Genomic DNA, 20,038 nt, shown 5'->3' with positions numbered 1-20,038 from the left:
CCCCGCAGTAATCCCGCACAGCCCCCACTCTGAAAGGGATCACCGTGTCTGCAGGACTCCGCATACCCGCCCGGGTCCGGACGGCGATGGCCGTCTGCACGGCCGCCGGCCTCGCCTGCGCGGCGCTCGTCGCCGTCCCGGCCTCGGCCGCGAGCGACTCGCTCACCGCGCAGTACCGGACCAGCGCCGGCGGTGCCACCGCCGACCAGTCCGAACCGTGGCTGGAGATCACCAACACCGGCACCACCACCGTGCCACTCAGCGGTGTGACGTTGCGGTACTACTTCAAGGCCGACGGCCCGAGCACGACCTACCGCTTCGCCTGCTCCTGGGCGGTCAAGGGCTGCGCCAACATCACCGGTACGTTCGGCACCCTGGCCAACCCCACGGCCACCGCCGACCGCTACCTGGAGATCGGCTTCACGGCCGGCGCCGGATCGCTCGCCCCCGGGCAGAACACCGGCGACATGCAGCTGCGCTTCTACCGCTCGGACTGGCAGACCCTGACGCAGTCCGACGACTACTCCTTCAACGGCGCGCAGACCTCCTACGCCAACGCCCCCAAGGTCACCCTGCAGCGCGGCGGGGCCGTCGTCTGGGGCACCGCCCCGGCCGGCAACGACCCGACCACCCCGCCCACCACTCCGCCGACCACCCCTCCCACCAACCCGCCCACCGATCCCAACGCCCCCGCGCTCTTCGACGACTTCAACTACGCCACCAGCGCCGACGCCGCCGTCCAGCAGCACGGCTGGACGGTCAAGTCCGGCCAGGGCGGCCCCGGCGTGGCCGGGGCGACCTGGTCCCCGCAGGACATCACCTTCCAGTCCTCCGGCGGCAACAGCATCATGAACATGAGGCTGACCACCGACGGCACGGCGTCCGGCACCAAGGAGACCGAACTCCAGACCGCCGCGCGCAAGTTCAAGAACGGCACCTACGCGGCGCGGGTGAAGTTCGACGACACCCCGACCGGCGGCCCGGACGGCGACCACGTCAACCAGACCTTCTTCACCTTCACCCCGCTCAACCAGCCGATGGACCCGAACTACAGCGAGCAGGACTTCGAGTACCTGCCCAACGGCGGTTGGGGCGAGACGCAGAACATCATGTACGAGACGTCCTGGGAGACGTACAACCCGGACCCGTGGAACGCGGTCAACGCCCACGGCCAGCAGTACGGCAGCCTGGACGGCTGGCACGACCTGCAGATCACCATCGACAGCAGCAACATCACCTACTACATCGACGGCCAGGTCGTGGCCACCCACGGCGAGCCGTACCTGCCCGAGACGCCGCAGTGGATCGACTTCAACCACTGGCTGATCGACCTCGCGGGCCAGACCGGCAACACCGCACGGTCGTACGACGAGCAGGTGGACTACGTCTACTTCGTCAAGGACCAGGTGCTCAGCCCGAGCCAGGTGGCAGGCAAGGTCTCCGGGTACCGCACGGCCGGCACCACGTTCACGGACACGGTGCCCGGCAGCTGATCCGACGCCGTGACAGCCGCCCCCGGCCCGTGTTCGCGAACGGGCCGGGGGCGGTTCGGGCTCTTCGGGGCCCGGGTGCAGGGGTACGGGGGTATGGGGGTGCGGGGGCCAAGGGTAGGCGGGTGCGGGCTCAGGAGGTCACGCGGTCACGCGGTAGCGGCCCACCATGCCGCCGGACATGTGGTGGGTGACGTGGCAGTGGTAGATCCAGTCGCCGGGGTTGTCCTCGGTGTACTCGATGGTCAGGGTGGTGGACGGCCCGACGATCTGCGAGTCCACCCAGCCCTGGTAGCCCTGCCTGCTGCGCCAGCGGTGCCCGTGGATGTGGAAGACGTGGAACTCCTCGCCCAGCGCGGCGATCCGCCACCGCACCCGGTCGCCGACCTTGGCCGTGTACGTCGGCGTGTTGTCGACGAAGGCGCCGCCGTTGAACATGTTGAGCGGAAGTGCGAGCGAGCGGGCGCTGCGCTTGCTCAGGTCGTGCAGGAAGAGAACGAACTCGTGGTCGACCGACGGTGTCTGATGGTCCGTCACGACCAGGATGCCGAACAGGCCGAGCTCGGCGCCGATCTCCATCACCATGGTGTCGTGGCTGCTGTCGCCCTGGCCGGCGGGGGCACCGGAGTCGCCGGGGGCGGCGGGGGCACCGGAGTCGCCGGGGGCGGCGGGGGAGCCGGGGTTGTTCTGCCCGCCGCCGGCGTGGTCCGTGTCGTTGCTCCCGCCGTCCCCGCCGCCGTTGCTCCCGCCGCCGCCGTCGTGACCGCCGCCGTTGCTCCCGCCGTCCGCGCCGCCGTCGTCGTGGCCTCCGCCGTGGTCCGGGCCGTTGTCCCGGCGCTGCTCGGCCGGTTGGCCGCCGCGTCCGTGCCGTACGGCGGCGTCGGCGCTTCCCGATCCCGTCGAGGCGCCGGCGACGCCGGGCGTCTGCGGCACGGAGTGGTCGTGGTAGGGCCAGGTCCCGGCCGAACTCGGGTGGCAGAGCCAGGTGTAGGTGTAGCTCTCCCCGTACGCCACGGCGCTGCCCATCCGCTGCGCGTCGTCCGAGAGCCAGCCGCCGTCGTTGTCCGGGGTGTAGACCACACCGTGCGGGTGCATGCTGTGCGGCCACCTGTAGTGGTCGTCGTTGTTGCGGAAGTGCACCCGCACGACGTCCCCCACCTCGGCTCGCAGCACCGGTCCGGGGATGCCGGAGTTGGCCCCGATCCCCTCGGGGCCGAAGTCGCCGTCCAGCGGGCTCGCCCAGTCGGCGGTGTAGGCGCGGAAGCCCACCGCCCAGAAGGTGGTCTGCTCCGTCGTGTAGGGCCGGCCCATCATGGCGTCCATGCCGTTGGGCACCGCGTTGTGCTCGAAGGAGTCCGCCTGGATCCAGAACTCCCTGACCCGGCCACTGGGGACGAACGCCGGGAGCGCGAACGGGTCGCCCCCGGGCGCGGCCGGGGCGTCCGCCCGGGCGACGGCGGGTCGCAGCACCGCCGGGCCGGCCAGTGCGGCGACGGCGCCGCCGCCGACCAGCCCGCGAATCATGTTCCGGCGCCCGTTGTCGCGGATCTGCTCTGGCATGGGGTCCTCTCGACGGGCAGGGCTCCGACCGGGCCGTCCCGGGCGCCGGCCCCGCGACCGGCACGCCCTGCCCCCGGAGACTAGGCACAGCCGGGCGGCCGATCCCCGTAGCCGCCGTCGCAGGGTCGCCCGGTCGGCCGAGCCGGATTGCTCCGCCCGTGGGCCCGTCCCCGTCGGTGACCCGGCGGGCCGGTCGGCCGATGATCTGATCGCGCCGGGCTCGGCCGGGCCGGTACGGGTCGGTACGGGTCGGGGCGGGTCGGGCCGGTACAGGTCGGTCCGGTACCGGTGTCGGGGTCCGTCCGGAGCGGCCGTGCCGGGCCGCGAACACCGATGGCGCTCCGGTGGGCGGCACTCCGGTGGCAGCTCCCGGCCCGAGCGGGGAAGGTGGGCGTCGGGGGCACCACCAGGGAGACGAGATGCCTGAAGTTACCACTCCGTACACGCCCGGCACCCCGTGTTGGGTCGACCTGATGGCCAAGGACCAGCAGGCCGCTCTGGACTTCTACCGCGACGTCCTCGGCTGGCAGGGCGAGGTCGGGCCGGCCGAGTTCGGCGGGTACGCGGTGTGCGCGCTGAACGACAAGCCGGTGGCGGGAATCGGCCCGGCGATGGCGCCCGAAGGTCAGCCCACGCCGCCGACCGTCTGGACCACCTACCTCTCGACCGACGACGCGGACGCCACCCAGCGCGCCATCACCGAGGCCGGCGGCACCGTGATGGTGCCGGTGATGGACGTCGGCACCACCGGTCGGATGCTGGTCGCCGCCGACCCGAGCGGCGCGGTCTTCGGCGTCTGGCAGCCGGTGGACTTCATCGGTGCCCAGGTGGTCAACGAGGCCGGAGCGCTGGTCTGGAACGAGCTCCACACGGGCGACGTCGACGCGGTCACCGCCTTCTACCGGGCCGTCTTCGGTATCGAGATCGCCCTGATGGAGGGCATGGAGGAGTACTACGCGGTCAACGTGGGCGGCAAGGCGGTCGGCGGCGCGACGAAGCTCTCCCACGACCCGCCCGGCACGCCCCCGCACTGGCTGACCTACTTCGCGGTGGACGACCCCGACAGCACGGTCGACGCCCTGGTCAAGCGGGGCGGAAACGTCTTCGTCCCGCCCTTCGACATGCCGGCCGGCCGGATGGCGGTCGTCGCGGACCCGCAGGGCGCGGCCTTCGCGGTGATCAGGCCGGTGCCGATGTAGTACCGGGGGCGGGGGCGGCCGACGCTCGTTTTCTGCGCCCGGTCTGTGTCCGGCGCCCGGTCGGGTCCGGGCCGGACGGGGCAGCGGGCGGAGGAACGCCGGGAACGCGGAAGGTGCGGGTCGATGCCTCGACCCGCACCTTCCGCGCCGGCTACCGCAGGCGCCGATGGCGTGCCCGACCGGTGATACGTCGTGCGGCCGTGCAGGACATCGCGCACGGCGAGGAGGACTTCGTCCGCTACGACTCGGACGTCCCAGAAGGCGAAAAAATCGGAGCGACGAAGGAGTGCGCGGTGAAGCTCGGCTACGACGATGTGATGGAGCTCGTACGGAGAAGACCGCCGCACACCCGTACCTACGAGGTGGCGAGCGATGTCCTGGAGCGCCTTCCGCTGGACACCTCGCCGACGCTCCGCCGGATGAGCGATGCCGAAGTCGAGGAACTGGCGGAATACCTCGCCACATCGTCCGGGAGCATCGTGGGGCCGCTCAAGGTCATCGACCACCAGTGCGGTCACTGCGACCGGGTGACCACGTTCCTGGATTTCGTGAAGACCGCGGTGGACGACGGGCATCACGACAGGGAGAAGCTGAGGAACATCCTGGCTGGTACCGGTGGCGCATGGATCACCATCCGGGGTGCGGACGGCGGGCGACCTGTCAGGTGTGCGCGCTGCGACAGTGACGTGCAGTTGCTTCCCGACGGCGGTGGGGAGTACTCCGAATACTCGTCGAGCTCGTACGCCTACGCGTGACGTTCGGCAGGCCGAGGCGGGGTGGGGGCGGTGCCGGGTACTTCGGTCGGGCGGCGGGGAGCGATCCGGCCCGCCGTGGCGAACGAGAGGGTGGGGGCTCCGTCTCGGGGAGGCAGGTCATCGAGGGGAGAAGCCCGCCCGCCAACCCCTGGGGCCGCGGGGCACCTGCGGCCCGGTGAAAAAGAAGGTGCGGGTCGAGGTGAAGCCGGTCTCTGCGGGGGGAGCGGAGTGTGCGGGATCTTCTGGTTGTCCGAGGTGACCGGCACCCTGGACTCGTTCCCGTCCTCACGTCATCGCGACGACGACCTTGCCGGCCTTCGCTCGGCCCTTCTCGACGTAGTCCATGGCCTCTCGGGTCTGATCGAACGGAAAGACCCGGTCGACGACGGGACGGATCTTCCCGGCGTCGATGAGCGCCGTGAGTTCGCGCAGCTGGTTGCCGCCGGCCTTCATGAACAGGAAGGAGTACGTCACGTCGCGGCGCTTGGCACGGCGCCGGGTCCTGAAGCTCAGCGCGCTCATCACCAGTCGGAGGATCGCGTTGAGGCCCAGCTCGCGGGCGAAGGCCGCGTCGGGCGGGCCCGCGACGCTGATGGCTTTCCCGCCGGGTTTGAGGACCCGCAGGGACTTGGCGAGGTTCTCGCCGCCGAGGCTGTCGAGGACGACGTCGTAGCCGTCGAGGACCGTCTCGAAGTCCTGCTGCCTGTAGTCGACGACGATGTCCGCGCCCAGTTCCCTGACCAGGTCGATCTTGGCGGTGCTCGCGGTGGCGGCCACCTGCGCGCCCAGCGCCTTCGCCAGCTGGACGGCGATGGACCCGAGGCCGCCGGCGCCGGCGTGGATGAGGACCTTCTGGCCCGGCCGCACCTGCGCGCGCTCGACCAGCGCCTGCCACGCGGTCAGCGCGACCAGGGGGAGGGACGCGGCCTCCTCCATGGTGAGCGTGGCGGGCTTGATCGCCACGTCGTCCCGGTGGACGGCGATGAGTTCGGCGAAGGTGCCGATCCGGTCCTTGCCGGGGCGGGCGTAGACCTCGTCGCCCACCGCGAACCGCGTGACGGCCGATCCCACCCGGACCACCACGCCGGCGAAGTCGTTGCCCAGGACGAGCGGCAGACGGTACGGCAGGAACGCCTTGAAGGCCCCGTCGCGGAGCTTGAGGTCCAACGGGTTGACGCCGGCCGCGTGGATCCGGACCAGGACGTCGTCGGCACCCACCTGCGGGTCGGGCATCTCGGCGGCGTGCACGCCGGCCTTGTCGCCGTACTTCTCGATCATGAAGGCCTTCATCGTCTTCTCCGTTTCTCGTCCGCGAAGGGAGCGGGTCTCCGCTCGTCCTGGGCTTCTCTCAGTACGAGCCGCTTTGCGGCATCAGCTTCGGTTCCTCGGGAGCCCCGCGCCGATGCGGCGGCCGGTCGTCACCGGTGCGGCGCTGTGGCGGGCCCCATGAGCGGCGCCGCCACCGGGAACCGGCCCACGGGTCTCGGGCGTCAGGCCACCGGGGCGACCGGGGTGATGACTCGGCTGGAGTCGCCTCCCTGGATGCCGCCCAGGGAACCGGCGATCGCCTCGTGAGGAACGCCGAGCGACACTGCGCTCACCTCCGACAGGCGGGCGAACTGCTTGGGGGTCAGTTGGACGTCACGCGCAGCCCGGTGCGGTGTCCGAAGGTCGTGGAACGCATCAGCTGTCCTTACTCAAGATCGATAGGTACGGCGGTGCTGTGCGCCTCACACCGCGCTCGGCGCGGCGGCCAGGTTCTGCCTGACGTACCGGGTGGTCTCGTCGGCGAGTATCTCGGGCAGCCCCTTCTCGATGGCGTACAGGGCCTGTGCGGCGACATCGGCGGGGTCGGCCTTCTGATCGGCGGGAACGCCGGCGGCCATGTCGGTGTCCATGTAGCCGACGTAGAGTCCTGAGACGGTGATGCCGCGGGGTGCCAGTTCCTCGCGGACGGCATTGGTCTGCGCCCACGCCGCAGCCTTGGACGCCGCGTAGGAGCCGAGCCCGGCCGGGTGCAGCCAGGACAGCACGGACAGGACGTTGAGGACCGTACCGCCGCCGTTGCCCTCGATGACCGGGGCGAAGGCCCGGGTCACGGCGAGCGGACCGAAGAAGTTCGTGTCCATCTCCAGGCGCACCGCGTCGAGGCTGCCGCCGATCAGCGGGGTGCCGGTGGAGATCCCGGCGTTGTTCACCAGCAGCGTCGCGTCGGATGCGAGCTGTGCCGCGGCCCTGACCGACTCCTCGTCCGTCACGTCCAGCCGCAGCGGTACCACGCCCGGCAGGTCCACCGTCTCGGGGCGGCGGACCGCCGCGTACACCTTCGCGCCGCTCGCCACGAGCCGGGTGGCCAGATGCCGTCCGAGCCCCCGGTTGGCGCCGGTGACCACCGCGACCGCGTTCTTCAGTTCCATGTCTTCTCCCGGTGCTGCGGGCGCCGTCCGGCGACCCGCGAAATTAGATGATGACCACAATCTAACCCTGGTCTAGGATAGATTGCAATCGACATCCAATCGGGAGGTGGCTGATGGGCCGCGTATCGCAGGCACAGGCGGAGGAGAACCGGCGGCGGGTCGTGGAGACCGCCTCCCGGATGTTCCGGGAGCAGGGCACCCACGTCAGCGTCGCCGACCTCATGAAGGAGGCCGGCCTGACCCACGGCGGCTTCTACAAGCAGTTCGCCTCCAAGGAGGCGCTCATCGACGAAGCCACCGCGTACGCGTTCGACGAACTCGCCCGGCTCCACCGGGACGGACTCGCACAGCACGCCGGGCAGCGCGACAGTGCCCAGCGGGCGCTGATCGACACCTACCTCTCCACCGGGCATCGCGACAGTGCGGCAGACGGGTGCCCCGTCGCTGCGCTCGCCACCGACATGGCGCGCGAACCAGGAGCTCGCGAGGCCCGCCGCGTCTACACCGAGGGAGTGGGCGACTTCGCCGAGTGGCTCGCCACCGAGGACGAGGAGGGCATCATCCGGCTGTGCACCATGCTCGGCGCACTCGTCCTGGCCCGGGCCACCAAGGGCTCCCCGCTCTCCGAGGAGATCCTCGCCACCGCACGCGCGGCACTGACGGCAACCGGCTGATCCGAGGCGCGCAACCTGTCGGCGTACCTCGGGAATGCACCGCCGGCGCCGGGGCAGGAGCGCCGGCCGGCCGGTGCGACGATCCCTCCGGTGAAGCGGCCGCCGCGACCTGTTCGAGCAGGCCCGCACCCTCGTACACGTTCCTCGCCCGCAGCGGGGCGTCGGCTTAGGCGAACACGGCCACTCCGACTCCGGGCCCGCCGGACGGCCCCGCCCACCGGCAGCCCATGGCCGCCGATGGCAGGTCCGCCGGCGGATCCCCTGCACGCCGCCGGACCACTCCTCGATCGGGCTCGCAAACTGCGCCTTCTCAGGCGGCGGCGCGCACGTGTGGATCTTTCGACCGGACGCCATCTATCTCTACAGCCGGGTCTTCCGGTGTTGCTGTTGGCGGGTCCCGGCGGGGTCCCGGCGGGGTGCCGGTCAGGTCTTCAGGTCGCCGGGGCGGATGCGGTAGACCTGCAGGCTGAGTCCGTAGTACTTGGTGGTCTCGCCGACCCACTCCATGCCGAGCCGCCGCGCCATGGTGATGGCGCGGACGTTTTTCGGCCGCGCGACCGCGAAGAGTTCTTCGGCGTCCTGGGTGAACGCCCAGGCGATGAGTGCGCGGCCGCCCTCGGTGGCATAGCCCTGCCCCCACGCCCCGGGGGCCAGCTGCCAGCCCATCTCCAGGTCATCCTCGTACGGCGGCAGCAGCCTGATGCCGAGGCCACCGACGACCGCGTTGTCGTCCCTGCGCTGGATGGCCCACCGTCCCCGAGGTGCCGGCAGATTCGACTGCGCCTCCTGCCAGGCTTGCAACACCGAGCGCATCGCTGCCACGTCGCCGACGCGTTCCATCGCCGGAGTGAGCCACCGCGCGACATCCGGCGAACCGTAGATCGCCAGGGCGTCCTCGGCATCGTCGACGGACCAGTCCCGAATGACGAGCCGATCGGTGACCAACGAGATGTTCATCGCCCGGACCTCCTCAGTCTTCCTGGTGCCCATGATGCTCCCGCCTCCCGGCGGCTGCACGACTGGATCGTGGACGAGAGCCACCCGGCGGCGGGCCGGTCACCCGGGATCCGGTTGCGACCGGCATCGGCCCTCACCGGTCAGCCGGCCGTCGACCGGCCACGCGCAACGGGTCGTGGTCAGGGGCTTCCCGAGGGAGACGGGCGCGCTTCGCTCTCAGGAGGTTGGCACACGCGGCACCGGTCAGATCGGCGAGTTCAACCTCGGCGCCGCCGGCATCGGCGACCGCGAGCACGCCTTCCACCTCTGACAGCCGCTGCCGACTCATCGGGGGCGCGACTCGAGAGGCGGTCAGACGCCGGTGGCGGTGCGGATGGCTCGTACCGTGTCGTCGGGGTCCGGGTCGGTGACAGCCAGGCGGGCGTACGGCGAGGCTCCCCACAGGTCGACGCAGACGACGGGTTGCCGGGCCCGGACCCGGACAGCCGCAAAGTCCTTCTCCCGGGCATGTGGACGGATGCCGTAGGACAGGACGCCGGGAATCCAGGTACCTCGTCCCCGCACGCCGCGCAGAGCACGCCACCAGTCGGGCTCGACGCTCACCTGATGGATTGCGGACACGGGCACGCGGACCTCACGGCGACGCGCTGCGGCCTTCTCCCACCACGACAGGTCGACGATGAGGTCATCGCCCTCCACCACGAGCCGCGCCATCGCTCCTCCGCACCGCCGTCCGGCATCACGCCGGTTGCCGCCCATGCGTCGTCACTCGACGGTGGGGTCCTAGACCCACCAACCATCTCCTTCCCGACCTGAACACCACCATGCCCGCGGCCGTGCCCACCTTCGCGTCGACTCGGTGGGCCGATCGGACCGGGTGCCCGCTGCGGGGCATCCGCCGCCGCTGCTCCGCACTTCGGACGGCCTGGCAACTGCCCACCGGTGGCCGTCGGCCCGCCGGGCCCGTACGGTCGTGATCTGGCGGCTGATCGTCATCACAGGAGGCCGGGATGCGGAACTACCGGTGGGACCTCGAAGCCCAGGACGACGCCGGCCAGTGGTCCCGGCAGGACGGCGCGCCCATGCCGAACCCCCTGGAATACGACGGACCGCCCCAGCAGGCGGCGAGCCACCTGCGGGACGTGTTCGTGCGCACGCTCGCCCGGCCCGCTCCCGGCCCTCGAGCGATCAAGGTCCGCCTCTGGGAGGGGCACTCGGTCGGCGAGCCCCAGGCCGAGAGCGAGTGGTCACGTGAGTAGTCGGCCCGGTCACAGCCGGTAGGGCGGCCTCGGCCCGCCCCGTCACCGGTGGCGTCATCCGCCTGCCTGCGGCCAGTCCGCTGTCGCGACACCTGCCGCCGTCAGGAGGTCGGTGCCGGTGCGCGTGTTGGCCGGGTCGGACGCCGTTGTCATCAGCCACTCGACGGCGGAGGCCTCGGCGTCGGGGGGAATCACCAGGAGCTCCAGGCGCAGAGGGACGAAGGAGCACACCATCACCTCGTCCGCGTCCTGCTCCTGCTCGAACCATCCGACGTGGATGACGTGGCCTGCGACCGGGACCCGCTGGGGGATGACCGGCCAGTGCGCCGGATTCACGGTGACCCGGGTGATCCGCCCCCACCCGGGGTCCAGCGCCGCCGCCAGCGGGGGAAGTTCACGAAGGAGGTCGTGCGAGCGGGGCCACCAGGCCCCGTCCAGCCGGCCGGGGGTGGCCCCCTCGGGCGTCAGCGAGAGCCGGACCGGCGGTTCCGGCCCCGACGGCCGGCCGATGGCGGGATCGAAGGTCGCGGTCATGTCGAACACCTACCCCGGGCTCTGGACGACCAGGTGCTGCAGCCGGGGCACCCCCGAAGCAATCCGCAATCCGCCGACGACGAGCCCTTCCACCGTACTCCGGCCAGGGCCGGCGCCCGCCCGGGAGCAGAGGTCGGCCGGTGACGACTTGCGGACCGGGTGGCAGTACGTCGGCGTCCCGCTCTCAAGGGTTGCCGGAGATGTCCGATTTCATGTGCTCCCCCTGCCGGGTCTGCACCCTGCTCTACACCTCTGGGTCGGCGAGGTGGTCGGCGGTACCGCCGCGCCACTCGACCAGGAAGAGGCTCGCGTCGTCGGTTGTGGTTCCGCCCCGCTCTCGCATCAGACCGTGGGAGAGGGCCCGCACCATCTCCCGCACGCCTCCACCGGCGGGGCCGACGCGCTCGATGGTGGCGATCAGGCGTTCCTCGCCGAACTGTTCCCCGCCGCTCTGGTGTTCCTCGACGACGCCGTCGGTGTAGAAGAGCAGCCGGTCGCCGCGCCGGAGCTGCCGCGTGCTGATCTGCGGTGTGTCACCGCCGAAGCCCACCGGCAGGGTTCCGGGGCTGTCCAGGGCCTGGATGACCCGGTGGTCGCGGATCAGTAGCGGGGCCGGGTGGCCGGCGTTGACCCACTGCAGGTGGCCCGTGCCGATGTCCAGGCGCATCATCTGCGCGGTGACGAAGTGGTCGGGGCCGAACTGCTCGTCGATGGCGGTATCCATGAACGCGTAGAGCTCGGCGAGCCCGACATCGGCGCGCCTGGCATGCCGGTACGCGCCCACGGCGATGGTCGCCAACACGGCGGCGTTCAGGCCGTGGCCCATCGCGTCGATCATGGCCAGATGCAGGATGTCGTCGTTGAGGGCGTAGTCCAGGCTGTCGCCGGCGACGTTGTAGGCGGGCTCCAGGATTCCGGCGACCGCGACCTGCGGGGTGTCCATCGACAGCGGGGGCAGCAGCGACCACTGGATCTCCGCGGCCACGCTCATCGGCTCGCGGCGCCGCGCCTGGAAGAACCGGTCCGTGTAGCCGTTCTTGGTGACCAGCATGTCGGCGACCAGCCCTGCGAGACGCCGTAGCAACCGGCGGTCGTCGTCATCGACGCTGTCCAGGGTGACGGCCAGCACTCCGACCTCGTCACCGCCGTCCAACAGCGGCAGGAACATCCGTATCCCGTCGGCCTGGGCGTGCTCGGCCGGGGTCGCGCGAAGGAAGACCTCGCCGGCCCGGGAATCGTCGATGGGCACCGGACCTCCGCCGGTGAGTCCCCGGCCCGGGAGGGGCACCAGCATGAGTTGGCCGTAGTCCTGCAGAAGGATCGAGACGTCCCGGCCGCCGATCGCGTGCACCTCGTCCGCCACCAGCGGAGCGATCAGCTGCGGCGGCATCTCGTGCGCTCTGTCCAGCAGCCGGCCCAGCAGCCGCTCACCGAATCCCTCCGACCGGTCCGGCGCAGCCCTGCGGTTCTCCCGTGCGAATTCCGCCATGGGCGCCTCGGTTCCCCGGCCCTCTCCGGCCGGCTTTCCTGCCTTGCCCCACGCAGCCGCGCGAGCGCCTCACCGGCGTCTTCTCGGTCTCAGCATCGCACCGACTCTCGCCCCGCGACACCCGAGCCGGACGGATCTTGTAAGCATCGACTGCGGGCTTCCGGCCTGCCGTGGCGGTCGGGAACCGCCCGGGAACGGGTCGGGTGTTTCCGGCGGTTCTCATGGCGACCTGCGGCAACGTGCGACGCGGAGCGGCGACGGGCTCGCTCCAGGAGCCGGTTCGCCTGGGCCCCGTGGGTGTGGGGCGGTCGGATCCATGTCCGCGAAGCGGACCTCGTCCGGCCACTGGATGCCCGGATCGGCCGCGCCTTCGCCCCCGGCCGCCTTGAGCGCACCCATGGCAGCCATGGGCTCCGGTCGCCGAGATCGCCCGACATGGCAGCCGCGATCAGCCACGCGAAGATCGAGGTGAAGACACCGTCCACCAGGCCGTGGGGCTGCGAGGCACCTACTACCCGGGTGAAAGCAAGGTGCGGGTCGAGGTGAACCTCGACCCGCACCTTGTGAGCACTGCATCTCCCCGTGGGGAAATGACTGGTGTCCGAGGGGACACAAACCATTTCCCCACATGCGTTCTCGCTGGTCGGCGACCTGTATTTGGACTCGGCGGCGATCGAGACCGGGGATTCCTGAGCCACTACCGCCAACCTGGACGATGGAGACGGCAGCGGGTCGCGGTTGACCTCCGCCTGCGCAGAGGCCCCGGGGACGTGGCGGTCGTAGCGTTGCCCAGTCGGTTGGCCCCCTGCCTGGGCGGGGAGGACCTGCAGCCGGAATACCATCACCGTGCGGTGCTGCTGGCGCTCCAGCACCGCCTTCAGCCCGGCGCACAGTGCCAGCGCACGCCAGAGAGGTGACGCCGCGACGTCGACGCCCGGGATCCGGCACTGGGCGCCGAGCAGGCGTACGGGCACCTCCGCCGGCGGCTCACGACGCGGAGATCCCGCCCGATCGGATGCATCGGGCGGGATCTGGTGGGTGTCGGGGGTCGGCTCAGGCACAGCCGGTCGGCTCGGGAACAGTCAGTGCGGAGCGGGATCGGTCAGTGGGGGAGCGGGATCAGGTGCCGATGACGGAGATCTCGGCGGCGGAGGTCCACGGCCCGCGGTCGCCCGCCTCCGTGAGGGCGCGAAGTCGGACGTACCGCGCGTTGACCGGGGGGAAGGTGACGAGTTTGGTCTGGGCGTCGTCGGCGAAGGTGCCGGTGGCGACCGGGGTGCCCCAGGCAGTGGCGTCGTTGCCGACGTAGACCTCGTACTGGCCGATGCGGCCGTTCGCCCCGCCGCTCTGCCGCGGCAGGTAGCGCAGCGCGGTGACCGTGTGGGGTCCGCCGGTGTCGAGCTGGATCTCGTGCGGCAGGGGAGCCGGGGCCGGGGACCACCGGGTGTGCCAGATGCTCTGCGGATCGCCGTCGACGGCGTTGACCGCGGCGCCGTTCTCGCCGCCGGTCTCCTCGCTGTCGACGTACCGGACGCTGGTCCTGAGGATGCTGGTGACGGCGGGATCGGTGATGCTCTCCCGGCCGTTCTCCACGTGCCCGGCGAACCGGCGCAGGAAGCCGTCGGTGGTGTCGGCGGTGGCGGTGAGGTCGTACCACCCGTTGGCGGAGCTGATCGTCCAGGAGTTCTGCACGGTCGCGGAGGCGGGCAGGGCGAAGGTCCAGGGGCCGTCGGTGCGGTAGGCGCCGGCGGTGACGGTGATGGTGCACGGAGCCGTGCCGCTGTTGGCCAGGGTGAGGGTGAGACGGCCGTTCGTGGCGTCGGCCTGTGCGGTGACCTCGGGGTTGGCCTGCCCGGCGGTGGTCGCGGTGACCCGGTTGCCGCGGAAGCGCCGGTGCAGGCCGTTCGCGCCGTAGAGGGAGAGGTCGTAGGCGCCGGCCGGACTGCCGCTGACGAAGTAGTCCGTCAGGGTCTTGCCGGCCTCGACGGTGTGCCGCCACGGGCCGTCCGCACGGTAGGCGTTGGGGTAGAGGTGGACGCACTGCCCGGCTGCGCCGCTGTTGGCCATGTCGATGTAGAAGGCCCCGGTGGTGACGCGGCCGGAGGCCTCGAACGCATAGGGCAGGGCCCGGGCCTTGCGCTGTCCGGCCTCCTGCACGGGGAGCGTCTGGACGGCGGGCACGGTCGGCGAGGGGAGGCTGCTGCACTGTGCGGCGGCCTGGGCAGGGTAGGTGCCGGTGTTCGGGAGGGCCGGCCAGGTGGTGTTCGCGGAGCCGAAGTCGAAGGCCGACAGCAGGTCTCCGGTCACCGCCCTGCGCCACGGGCTGATGTTCGGTTCGGCGACCCCGAAGACCTGGGAGCAGAAGCGGATCACCGAGGTGTGGTCGAAGACCTGGGAGCAGACGTACCCGCCGCGGGTCCACGGGGAGACCACGATCAGCGGCACCCGGAAGCCCAGCCCGATCGGCTTCCCGTCGGAGATCTCCCCGGCCGTGGAGACCGTGGACAGCCCGTCGGAGTCGGAGGCCGGCGGCATCGGCGGTGGCACGTGGTCGAAGAAGCCGCCGTTCTCGTCGTAGTTGAGGATGAACGCGGTCCTGGACCAGACGGCCGGGTTCGCGGCGAGCTTGGCGAGCAGCTTCGCGGTGAGGTTCTCGCCGTCGGCCGGGCGGTAGTTGGAGTGCTCGGACAGGGCCGTCGGGGCGATGATCCAGCTGACCTGCGGCAGCGTGTCGCGTGCGACGTCGTTGCCGAAGGCCGTGACGATGTCCGCGACGGTGGCGAGCCCCTTGGTGCGGAGCGGACTTGATGCCCCCGACTGCTTGAAGGTGCTGAACCAGGCGAGTGCGTTGTCGTCGAAGTTGTCGGCCTGCTGGTAGACCTTCCAGCTCACGCCGGCTGCCTGCAGGCGCTCGGCGTAGGTGGTCCAGCCGAACCCGGCGCTCGGCTCCGTGTTGTCCATGACCGCCGGCCGGCCCGTCGAGAGGCCGTTGCTGCCGGTGAAGGCGTGCAGCCGGTTGGGGTTGGTCTGGGTCAGGGTGGACTGGAAGTAGTGGTCGCAGATGGTGAAATTGTCCGCGAGCTGGTAGTAGAAGTCGAGGTCGGGGCGGGTGAAGTAGCCCATGCCGACGCCCGGGTCCCGGGCGGTGTTCCACGCGTCATACCGGCCGCCGTTCCAGATGGAGAGGTCGGTCGGCCAGTCCATGGCCGGCGCGTTGGCGCAGGTGGCGGAGGTGGTGGTGGTGTTCATCCGGAAGGGCAGGATGTAGCCCGCACCGTTGGACGCGGGCTGGAACCAGACGGGGCTGCCGCCCGGGAGGCTGACCGCGTTGCGGTCGCCGAAGCCGCGGACTCCGCTCAGGGAGCCGAAGTAGTGGTCGAAGGCGCGGTTCTCCTGCATGAAGATCACCACGTGCTTGACGTCGGCGATCGTACCGGTCCCGGCTGTGACCGGGGCGGCCATCGCCCGGCGGAGCGCGCTCGGCAGCGCGGTCATGGCGGCCGCGGCGGCCGCGCTGCCGAGGAGGGCACGCCGGCTCACGCCGGGGGTGGAATCGTCGTTCATCCGGGGAACTCCTACGCAACCGAAGGGAGTGGGGGGACGGGCGGACGGGGACCCCGGCCGGCGCGGCCGTGCGCGGCGGGCCGGGAGAGGTGCGGGGCCGTCCTTGGTCGGAGGGGGTGCCTCTGTGTCCCGTCGCGGGTGCGGACGGGACGGCCGGCGGCTGGTGCCTTCGGCTGGGTGTCTGGCCGGACGAGGTCTGCGCCACGGCTGCTGTGGGCCGGCACAGGGTGCTTTTCTCCGTAGCTGTGTGTTCGCAGCCGATGCGCGCGGCCGGTGGTCCCGTGAGTCCTGCGGGCGCACCGGTCGTCGGGACGCGGCCGTCCTGCCCCGCCGTTCGGCGAGGCAGGCGACAGGGACCCGGGGGAGCGCGTCCCAGCCGCAGATGTTTGCGCGAACAGGAAGTGGCGCTCAGTTTTCACCGTCGATGGTCCGGAGTCAAGGAGAAGCGGACGGCTTTGTGGGCGCCTGGTGCGCGCGGGGGCTCGTGCCGACGGGGCGGGTCCGATGGCACGGCCCGCCGCCGCCACCGCCGGGCGGTTCGGGCGGAAGTCGCACGACATGCCAGGTGGGGGGTGTCCCGGTCCCGCCCGCGAGCTGGTCCGCCGTGGCGGACCGGAGAAGAGCGCGGCGGGGAACGCCGACCGCTTCGCTGGCTTTTCGTGGTGCTTGCCCAGGGCGATGGGAGTCTGTCCGGGGTGAACCGTGATTGCGCCAACATGAGCCGGGTCGACCGGTGCCCCGTCCGACGGGCGGGCATGCTCCGGTGCTACCCGCCCCGTTCTGCCTGCGGCGCCGGCGGTAGGAGCAGCGGCGGCGCCCGTCCCGCCCGACCCTGGCCCGGCGGCGTGCCGGCCTGCTCCCCGGTCAGGTCACTCCCCCGGCCGGTCGCCGCCCATGGGCGTTTCCCCGGCCGGTCGCCGCCCGGCCCGTCGCCGGTCAGAGCTCCACGTCGTCCCACTGGCCGAGGATGTCCTCGACGGACTCCTCGGCCGGCGCCGCGCCGCCGGTGAGCACCTGGGAGGTCCAGATGGTCTTGCCCCTCGGCGAGTAGCGGGTGCCCCAGCGCTCGGCGTACTGCGCGACGAGGAAGAGACCGCGGCCGCCCTCGTCGGTGTCCTTGGCACGGCGGATGTGCGGCGCGGTGCTGGTCCCGTCGGAGACCTCGCAGACCAGGGTGTCGGTGAGGAGCAGCCTGACGTGGACCGGCTCGGCGCCGTACCGGACGGCGTTGGTGATCAGTTCGCTCAGGATGAGCTCGGTGCCGAAGCCGATGTGGTCAAGGCCCCACTCCTCCAGTTGGCGGGCGCAGGCCCGGCGGACCGGCGACACCGCCGCCGGGTCGCGGGCGACGTCCCACTCGGCGACCCGCTCGGGGGCGAGCAGCCGGGTCCGCGCGACCATGAGCGCGACGTCGTCGTCGGGCCGGCAGGTCAGCAGCGCCTCGATGACGGCGTCGCAGGTCGCCTCCGGAGCCCGGCCCGGGACGCCGATGGTTTCGCCCAGGACCTCCAGCGCCGCGTCCACGTCGCGGTTGCGGCAGGTGAGCAGGCCGTCGGTGAACAGGACCAGCCGGGAGCCCTCGGGCACGGTCAGTTCGGCGGTCTCCATCGGCAGGCCGGCGCCCAGACCGAGCGGCGGCGACACCGGCGGGCGGAGGAATGTCGTCGTCCCGTCGGGGCCCGCCACGGCCAGCGGGAGGTGGCCGGCCGTGGCTGCCGTGACCCGTCCGGAGACGGCGTCGTAGACGGCGTAGAGGCAGGTGGCGCCGGTCAGCGCCTGGACGTCGTCGGCGGCGTCCTCGTCCTGGCTGTCGATGCGTGCCACGAGATCGTCCAGGTGGCTCAGCAGTTCGTCGGGCGGGAGGTCCAGGGCCGCGAAGTTGTGGACGGCCATCCGCAGCCGGCCCATGGTGGCCGCGGCGTGCAGGCCGTGTCCGACCACGTCGCCGACCACCAGGGCGACCCGGGCGCCGGGGAGCGGGATCACGTCGAACCAGTCGCCGCCCACCCCGCTCTGCGCGGGGAGGTAGCGGTGGGCCACGTCCAGCGCCTCCTGCTCCGGGAGCCCGCGAGGCATCAGGCTGCGCTGGAGTGTCACCGCCATCGCGTGCTCGCGGGTGTAGCGCCGGGCGTTGTCGATGCACACCGCGGCCTTGCGGCCGACCTCCTCGGCGAAGGCCAGGTCGTCCTCGTCGAACGGCGGGGAGGCTCCGGCCCGCCAGAAGTTCACCAGGCCCAGCACCACGCCCCGGGCCTGGAGCGGCACGACCATCAGGGAGTGGATCCCGTAGTCCAGGATCTGCTGGGCGCGCGACGGGTCCTGGGACCACCAGCCGGCCGACGCGGCCAGATCCCGCTCCACCACGGACCGGCCGAGGCTGACACCGGCAGCCATCGGCGTGCCGGGCGCGAAATTGATCAGCTTGCCGACGGGGTAGAGCGGGTGGTCCTCCGCGAGTCCGGCGACCGCGCTCCGGCGCAGCTCGGTGCTCGATCCCTCGGGTTCGTCGCCGCGCAGCACCGGGTCCCGCAGCTCAACGGTGACGACGTCGGCGAACCGGGGTACCGCCGCCTGCGCCAGCTCCTGGGCGGTCTGCACCACGTCCAGCGTGGAGCCGATCTGCGTCCCGACGTCGTAGAGCAGACGCAGCCGCTCCCGGGCGACCTCCGCCCGGCCCGACAGTGTCCGCAGCTCGGTGGTGTCGCGCAGGGTCACCACGCTCGTGCGGTGCACCCCGAAGGGAGTGGTGGAGCGCTTGTTGAGGGACAGCAGGCGGTCCGCCGCCAGGTGGACCTCGTCGCTGGCGATCCGGTCCGACGCCAGGAGGTCGGCGGTGTCGGTGCTGAGCCCCAGGTCGTCGATCCGGCGGCCCTCCGCGTCCGCCGGGAGGTCCAGCAGCCGCCGGGCCTCGTCGTTGGCCAGCAGCAGCCGGCCGTCGTTCTCCGTGATGAGCACGCCCTCGCGCACCGCGTGCAGGACGGCGTCGTGGTGCTCGTACATCCGGGTCATCTCGGCCGGTCCCAGCCCGTGGGTCTGGCGCCCGAGCCGGCGACTGACCAGGGCCGCGCCGCCGGCGGCCAGCGCGACGGCCACGCCGGCGCTCGCCAGGAAGACGGGAAGCTGGCGGTTCACCGTGTTCTGCACCGATTCGACGGTGACCGGGGCGGAGACGATGGCCACCACGTTGCCCGCCGGGTCCGTGACGGGAGCGGCGGAGATCACCGAGAGGCCGAGCGCGCCCTTGAAGGTGCTGGTGAAGGGCTTTCCCTCGGCGGCTCCGGCGTACGGACCGATGACGTGCTTGCCCAGCTGCGTGGGGTCGCTGTGCGTGAGGGTGACTCCGTCGAGCCGGTACACGATGAGGGCGTCGACGCCGGAAGCATGCCGGGCGGCCTCGGCCAGCGGCTGGAGCGTCGCGGTGGGGTCCGGGCCGTCCAGGGCCGCCAGGAGTCCGGGAGCGTGCGCGAAGGACTCGGCCGCGGCGAGGGTGCGGTGCCGGGCGTCGGCCATGGTGTCGTGCCGGGTCTGCACCACGAGGGCCACCACCGCGGCGGCGACGAGGAACAGGACGAGCACCAGCTGGAGGAGGAAGACCTCGCGGGCGAAACTGCGCGGGCTCGGCCGGCGGGTGTACGGCGCCGCCTCCTCCTTCCGCGGTGAGCCTCCCGGCGCCCGCGCACGGACGTCGTCCGCCTGCGGGCGTCCGCCGGCCGCGGGCAGCCGCGGGCCCGCTCTGCCGGAGGTACCGGAGCGGGTCGTCCAGCTCCAGTGAATGCCCGAATTTAGGCTCATACCCCCTATTTATCCCGCTTCGGTACGCTGCTGGCAAGAAACTCTTGGGCGGGATCGTCGAAATATCCGGAACGGCTGCGCAGAACGAGGTTGCCGATACTCTCCGTAATGGCCACCGCCGCGTGCCCTGCGAACATTGGTCGCAGCCAGTCACTGTCAGTTGCTGTCGACTCCGGCGGGATGCTTCGGGAGCCTGACCGTCGCTGCGGATTACCCACCAGATAGGCCTGGAAAATCGCCCGTAAACCGGAGGCGGTGCACGGCGTATTTTTCTGCATTCCGGGCTCTGCGCCCGTCCTCTGTCCCTCCGCCTGCTGTCACCCGGCGCCACCTCGGCCATCCGACACC

General features: G+C 71.6%; 14 protein-coding genes and 1 pseudogene. 5 read left to right on the top strand and 10 right to left on the bottom strand.

Annotation, left to right across the window (positions count from 1 at the left end):
* Window positions 1-86: 86 nt before the first annotated feature.
* Entirely contained in the window at window positions 87-1,493 is a 1,407-nt protein-coding gene (locus tag OG823_RS06175; protein WP_371484328.1) for a cellulose binding domain-containing protein, read from the top strand.
* 138 nt (window positions 1,494-1,631) lie between these two features.
* Here OG823_RS06175 and OG823_RS06170 read toward each other — a convergent pair whose 3' ends face one another.
* The gene (locus OG823_RS06170; RefSeq protein ID WP_371478163.1) at window positions 1,632-3,050 is read right to left on the bottom strand and encodes a multicopper oxidase domain-containing protein; all 1,419 of its coding nucleotides are present in this window, start codon (window positions 3,048-3,050) and stop codon (window positions 1,632-1,634) included.
* A gap of 419 nt (window positions 3,051-3,469) precedes the next feature.
* Here OG823_RS06170 and OG823_RS06165 point away from each other — a divergent pair, with 419 nt between their 5' ends.
* On the top strand, window positions 3,470-4,249 hold the full coding sequence (locus OG823_RS06165) for a VOC family protein (protein WP_371478162.1): 780 nt from the start codon (window positions 3,470-3,472) through the stop codon (window positions 4,247-4,249).
* A gap of 200 nt (window positions 4,250-4,449) precedes the next feature.
* Window positions 4,450-5,004: a hypothetical protein gene (locus OG823_RS06160; RefSeq protein WP_371478160.1), complete on the top strand. Its 555-nt coding sequence runs from the start codon at window positions 4,450-4,452 to the stop codon at window positions 5,002-5,004.
* Window positions 5,005-5,289: 285 nt separating this feature from the next.
* Here OG823_RS06160 and OG823_RS06155 read toward each other — a convergent pair whose 3' ends face one another.
* Both OG823_RS06155 and OG823_RS06150 read right to left on the bottom strand, forming a co-directional pair.
* Window positions 5,290-6,294, bottom strand: coding sequence for an NADP-dependent oxidoreductase (locus OG823_RS06155; RefSeq protein ID WP_371478159.1), 1,005 nt, complete (start codon window positions 6,292-6,294; stop codon window positions 5,290-5,292).
* Window positions 6,295-6,734: 440 nt separating this feature from the next.
* Entirely contained in the window at window positions 6,735-7,421 is a 687-nt protein-coding gene (locus OG823_RS06150; protein WP_371478157.1) for an SDR family oxidoreductase, read from the bottom strand.
* 113 nt (window positions 7,422-7,534) lie between these two features.
* On the opposite strand from OG823_RS06150, the gene OG823_RS06145 reads away from it, so the two are divergent.
* Window positions 7,535-8,095, top strand: a complete 561-nt coding sequence (locus tag OG823_RS06145; RefSeq protein WP_371478155.1) for a TetR/AcrR family transcriptional regulator — start codon at window positions 7,535-7,537, stop codon at window positions 8,093-8,095.
* Window positions 8,096-8,518: 423 nt separating this feature from the next.
* Here the strand turns inward: OG823_RS06145 and OG823_RS06140 are convergent, their stop codons facing one another.
* On the bottom strand, window positions 8,519-9,052 hold the full coding sequence (locus OG823_RS06140) for a GNAT family N-acetyltransferase (RefSeq protein ID WP_371478154.1): 534 nt from the start codon (window positions 9,050-9,052) through the stop codon (window positions 8,519-8,521).
* A gap of 351 nt (window positions 9,053-9,403) precedes the next feature.
* Window positions 9,404-9,766 carry a hypothetical protein gene (locus OG823_RS06135; protein ID WP_371478153.1) on the bottom strand — a complete coding sequence of 121 codons (363 nt, stop codon included), beginning with the start codon at window positions 9,764-9,766 and terminating at the stop codon, window positions 9,404-9,406.
* Window positions 9,767-10,062: 296 nt separating this feature from the next.
* Between OG823_RS06135 and OG823_RS06130 the strand changes: the two genes are divergently transcribed.
* On the top strand, window positions 10,063-10,311 hold the full coding sequence (locus OG823_RS06130) for a hypothetical protein (protein ID WP_371478151.1): 249 nt from the start codon (window positions 10,063-10,065) through the stop codon (window positions 10,309-10,311).
* A gap of 54 nt (window positions 10,312-10,365) precedes the next feature.
* Here the strand turns inward: OG823_RS06130 and OG823_RS06125 are convergent, their stop codons facing one another.
* From OG823_RS06125 to OG823_RS06105, 5 genes and pseudogenes are all read right to left on the bottom strand, one after another.
* A complete protein-coding gene (locus tag OG823_RS06125) occupies window positions 10,366-10,845 on the bottom strand; it encodes a DUF5994 family protein (RefSeq protein ID WP_371478150.1) in 480 nt (159 codons plus the stop codon).
* Between the two features lie 244 nt (window positions 10,846-11,089).
* The gene (locus tag OG823_RS06120) at window positions 11,090-12,334 is read right to left on the bottom strand and encodes a PP2C family protein-serine/threonine phosphatase (RefSeq protein ID WP_371478149.1); all 1,245 of its coding nucleotides are present in this window, start codon (window positions 12,332-12,334) and stop codon (window positions 11,090-11,092) included.
* Between the two features lie 749 nt (window positions 12,335-13,083).
* Window positions 13,084-13,236 (bottom strand): annotated as a pseudogene (locus OG823_RS06115) (PhoH family protein); the annotation flags it as partial.
* A 217-nt stretch (window positions 13,237-13,453) separates the two neighbouring features.
* On the bottom strand, window positions 13,454-15,898 hold the full coding sequence (locus tag OG823_RS06110) for a phosphocholine-specific phospholipase C (protein ID WP_371478148.1): 2,445 nt from the start codon (window positions 15,896-15,898) through the stop codon (window positions 13,454-13,456).
* A 936-nt stretch (window positions 15,899-16,834) separates the two neighbouring features.
* The gene (locus OG823_RS06105; protein ID WP_371478146.1) at window positions 16,835-19,690 is read right to left on the bottom strand and encodes a SpoIIE family protein phosphatase; all 2,856 of its coding nucleotides are present in this window, start codon (window positions 19,688-19,690) and stop codon (window positions 16,835-16,837) included.
* Window positions 19,691-20,038 lie beyond the last annotated feature (348 nt).

This window comes from Kitasatospora sp. NBC_00315 (assembly GCF_041435095.1).
GTDB lineage: Bacteria > Actinomycetota > Actinomycetes > Streptomycetales > Streptomycetaceae > Kitasatospora.
This window is presented reverse-complemented; position numbering and strand designations above follow the sequence as displayed.

Excerpts from the sequence above, each read along its gene's own strand:
- OG823_RS06140 (WP_371478154.1), bottom strand. The coding sequence starts at position 9,052 with ATGAACATCTCGTTGGTCACCGATCGGCTCGTCATTCGGGACTGGTCC.
- OG823_RS06150 (WP_371478157.1), bottom strand. The coding sequence starts at position 7,421 with ATGGAACTGAAGAACGCGGTCGCGGTGGTCACCGGCGCCAACCGGGGG.
- OG823_RS06170 (WP_371478163.1), bottom strand. The coding sequence starts at position 3,050 with ATGCCAGAGCAGATCCGCGACAACGGGCGCCGGAACATGATTCGCGGG.
- OG823_RS06175 (WP_371484328.1), top strand. The coding sequence starts at position 87 with ATGGCCGTCTGCACGGCCGCCGGCCTCGCCTGCGCGGCGCTCGTCGCC.
- OG823_RS06135 (WP_371478153.1), bottom strand. The coding sequence starts at position 9,766 with ATGGCGCGGCTCGTGGTGGAGGGCGATGACCTCATCGTCGACCTGTCG.
- OG823_RS06145 (WP_371478155.1), top strand. The coding sequence starts at position 7,535 with ATGGGCCGCGTATCGCAGGCACAGGCGGAGGAGAACCGGCGGCGGGTC.
- OG823_RS06125 (WP_371478150.1), bottom strand. The coding sequence starts at position 10,845 with ATGACCGCGACCTTCGATCCCGCCATCGGCCGGCCGTCGGGGCCGGAA.
- OG823_RS06105 (WP_371478146.1), bottom strand. The coding sequence starts at position 19,690 with ATGAGCCTAAATTCGGGCATTCACTGGAGCTGGACGACCCGCTCCGGT.
- OG823_RS06165 (WP_371478162.1), top strand. The coding sequence starts at position 3,470 with ATGCCTGAAGTTACCACTCCGTACACGCCCGGCACCCCGTGTTGGGTC.
- OG823_RS06110 (WP_371478148.1), bottom strand. The coding sequence starts at position 15,898 with ATGAACGACGATTCCACCCCCGGCGTGAGCCGGCGTGCCCTCCTCGGC.
- OG823_RS06155 (WP_371478159.1), bottom strand. The coding sequence starts at position 6,294 with ATGAAGGCCTTCATGATCGAGAAGTACGGCGACAAGGCCGGCGTGCAC.
- OG823_RS06130 (WP_371478151.1), top strand. The coding sequence starts at position 10,063 with ATGCGGAACTACCGGTGGGACCTCGAAGCCCAGGACGACGCCGGCCAG.
- OG823_RS06120 (WP_371478149.1), bottom strand. The coding sequence starts at position 12,334 with ATGGCGGAATTCGCACGGGAGAACCGCAGGGCTGCGCCGGACCGGTCG.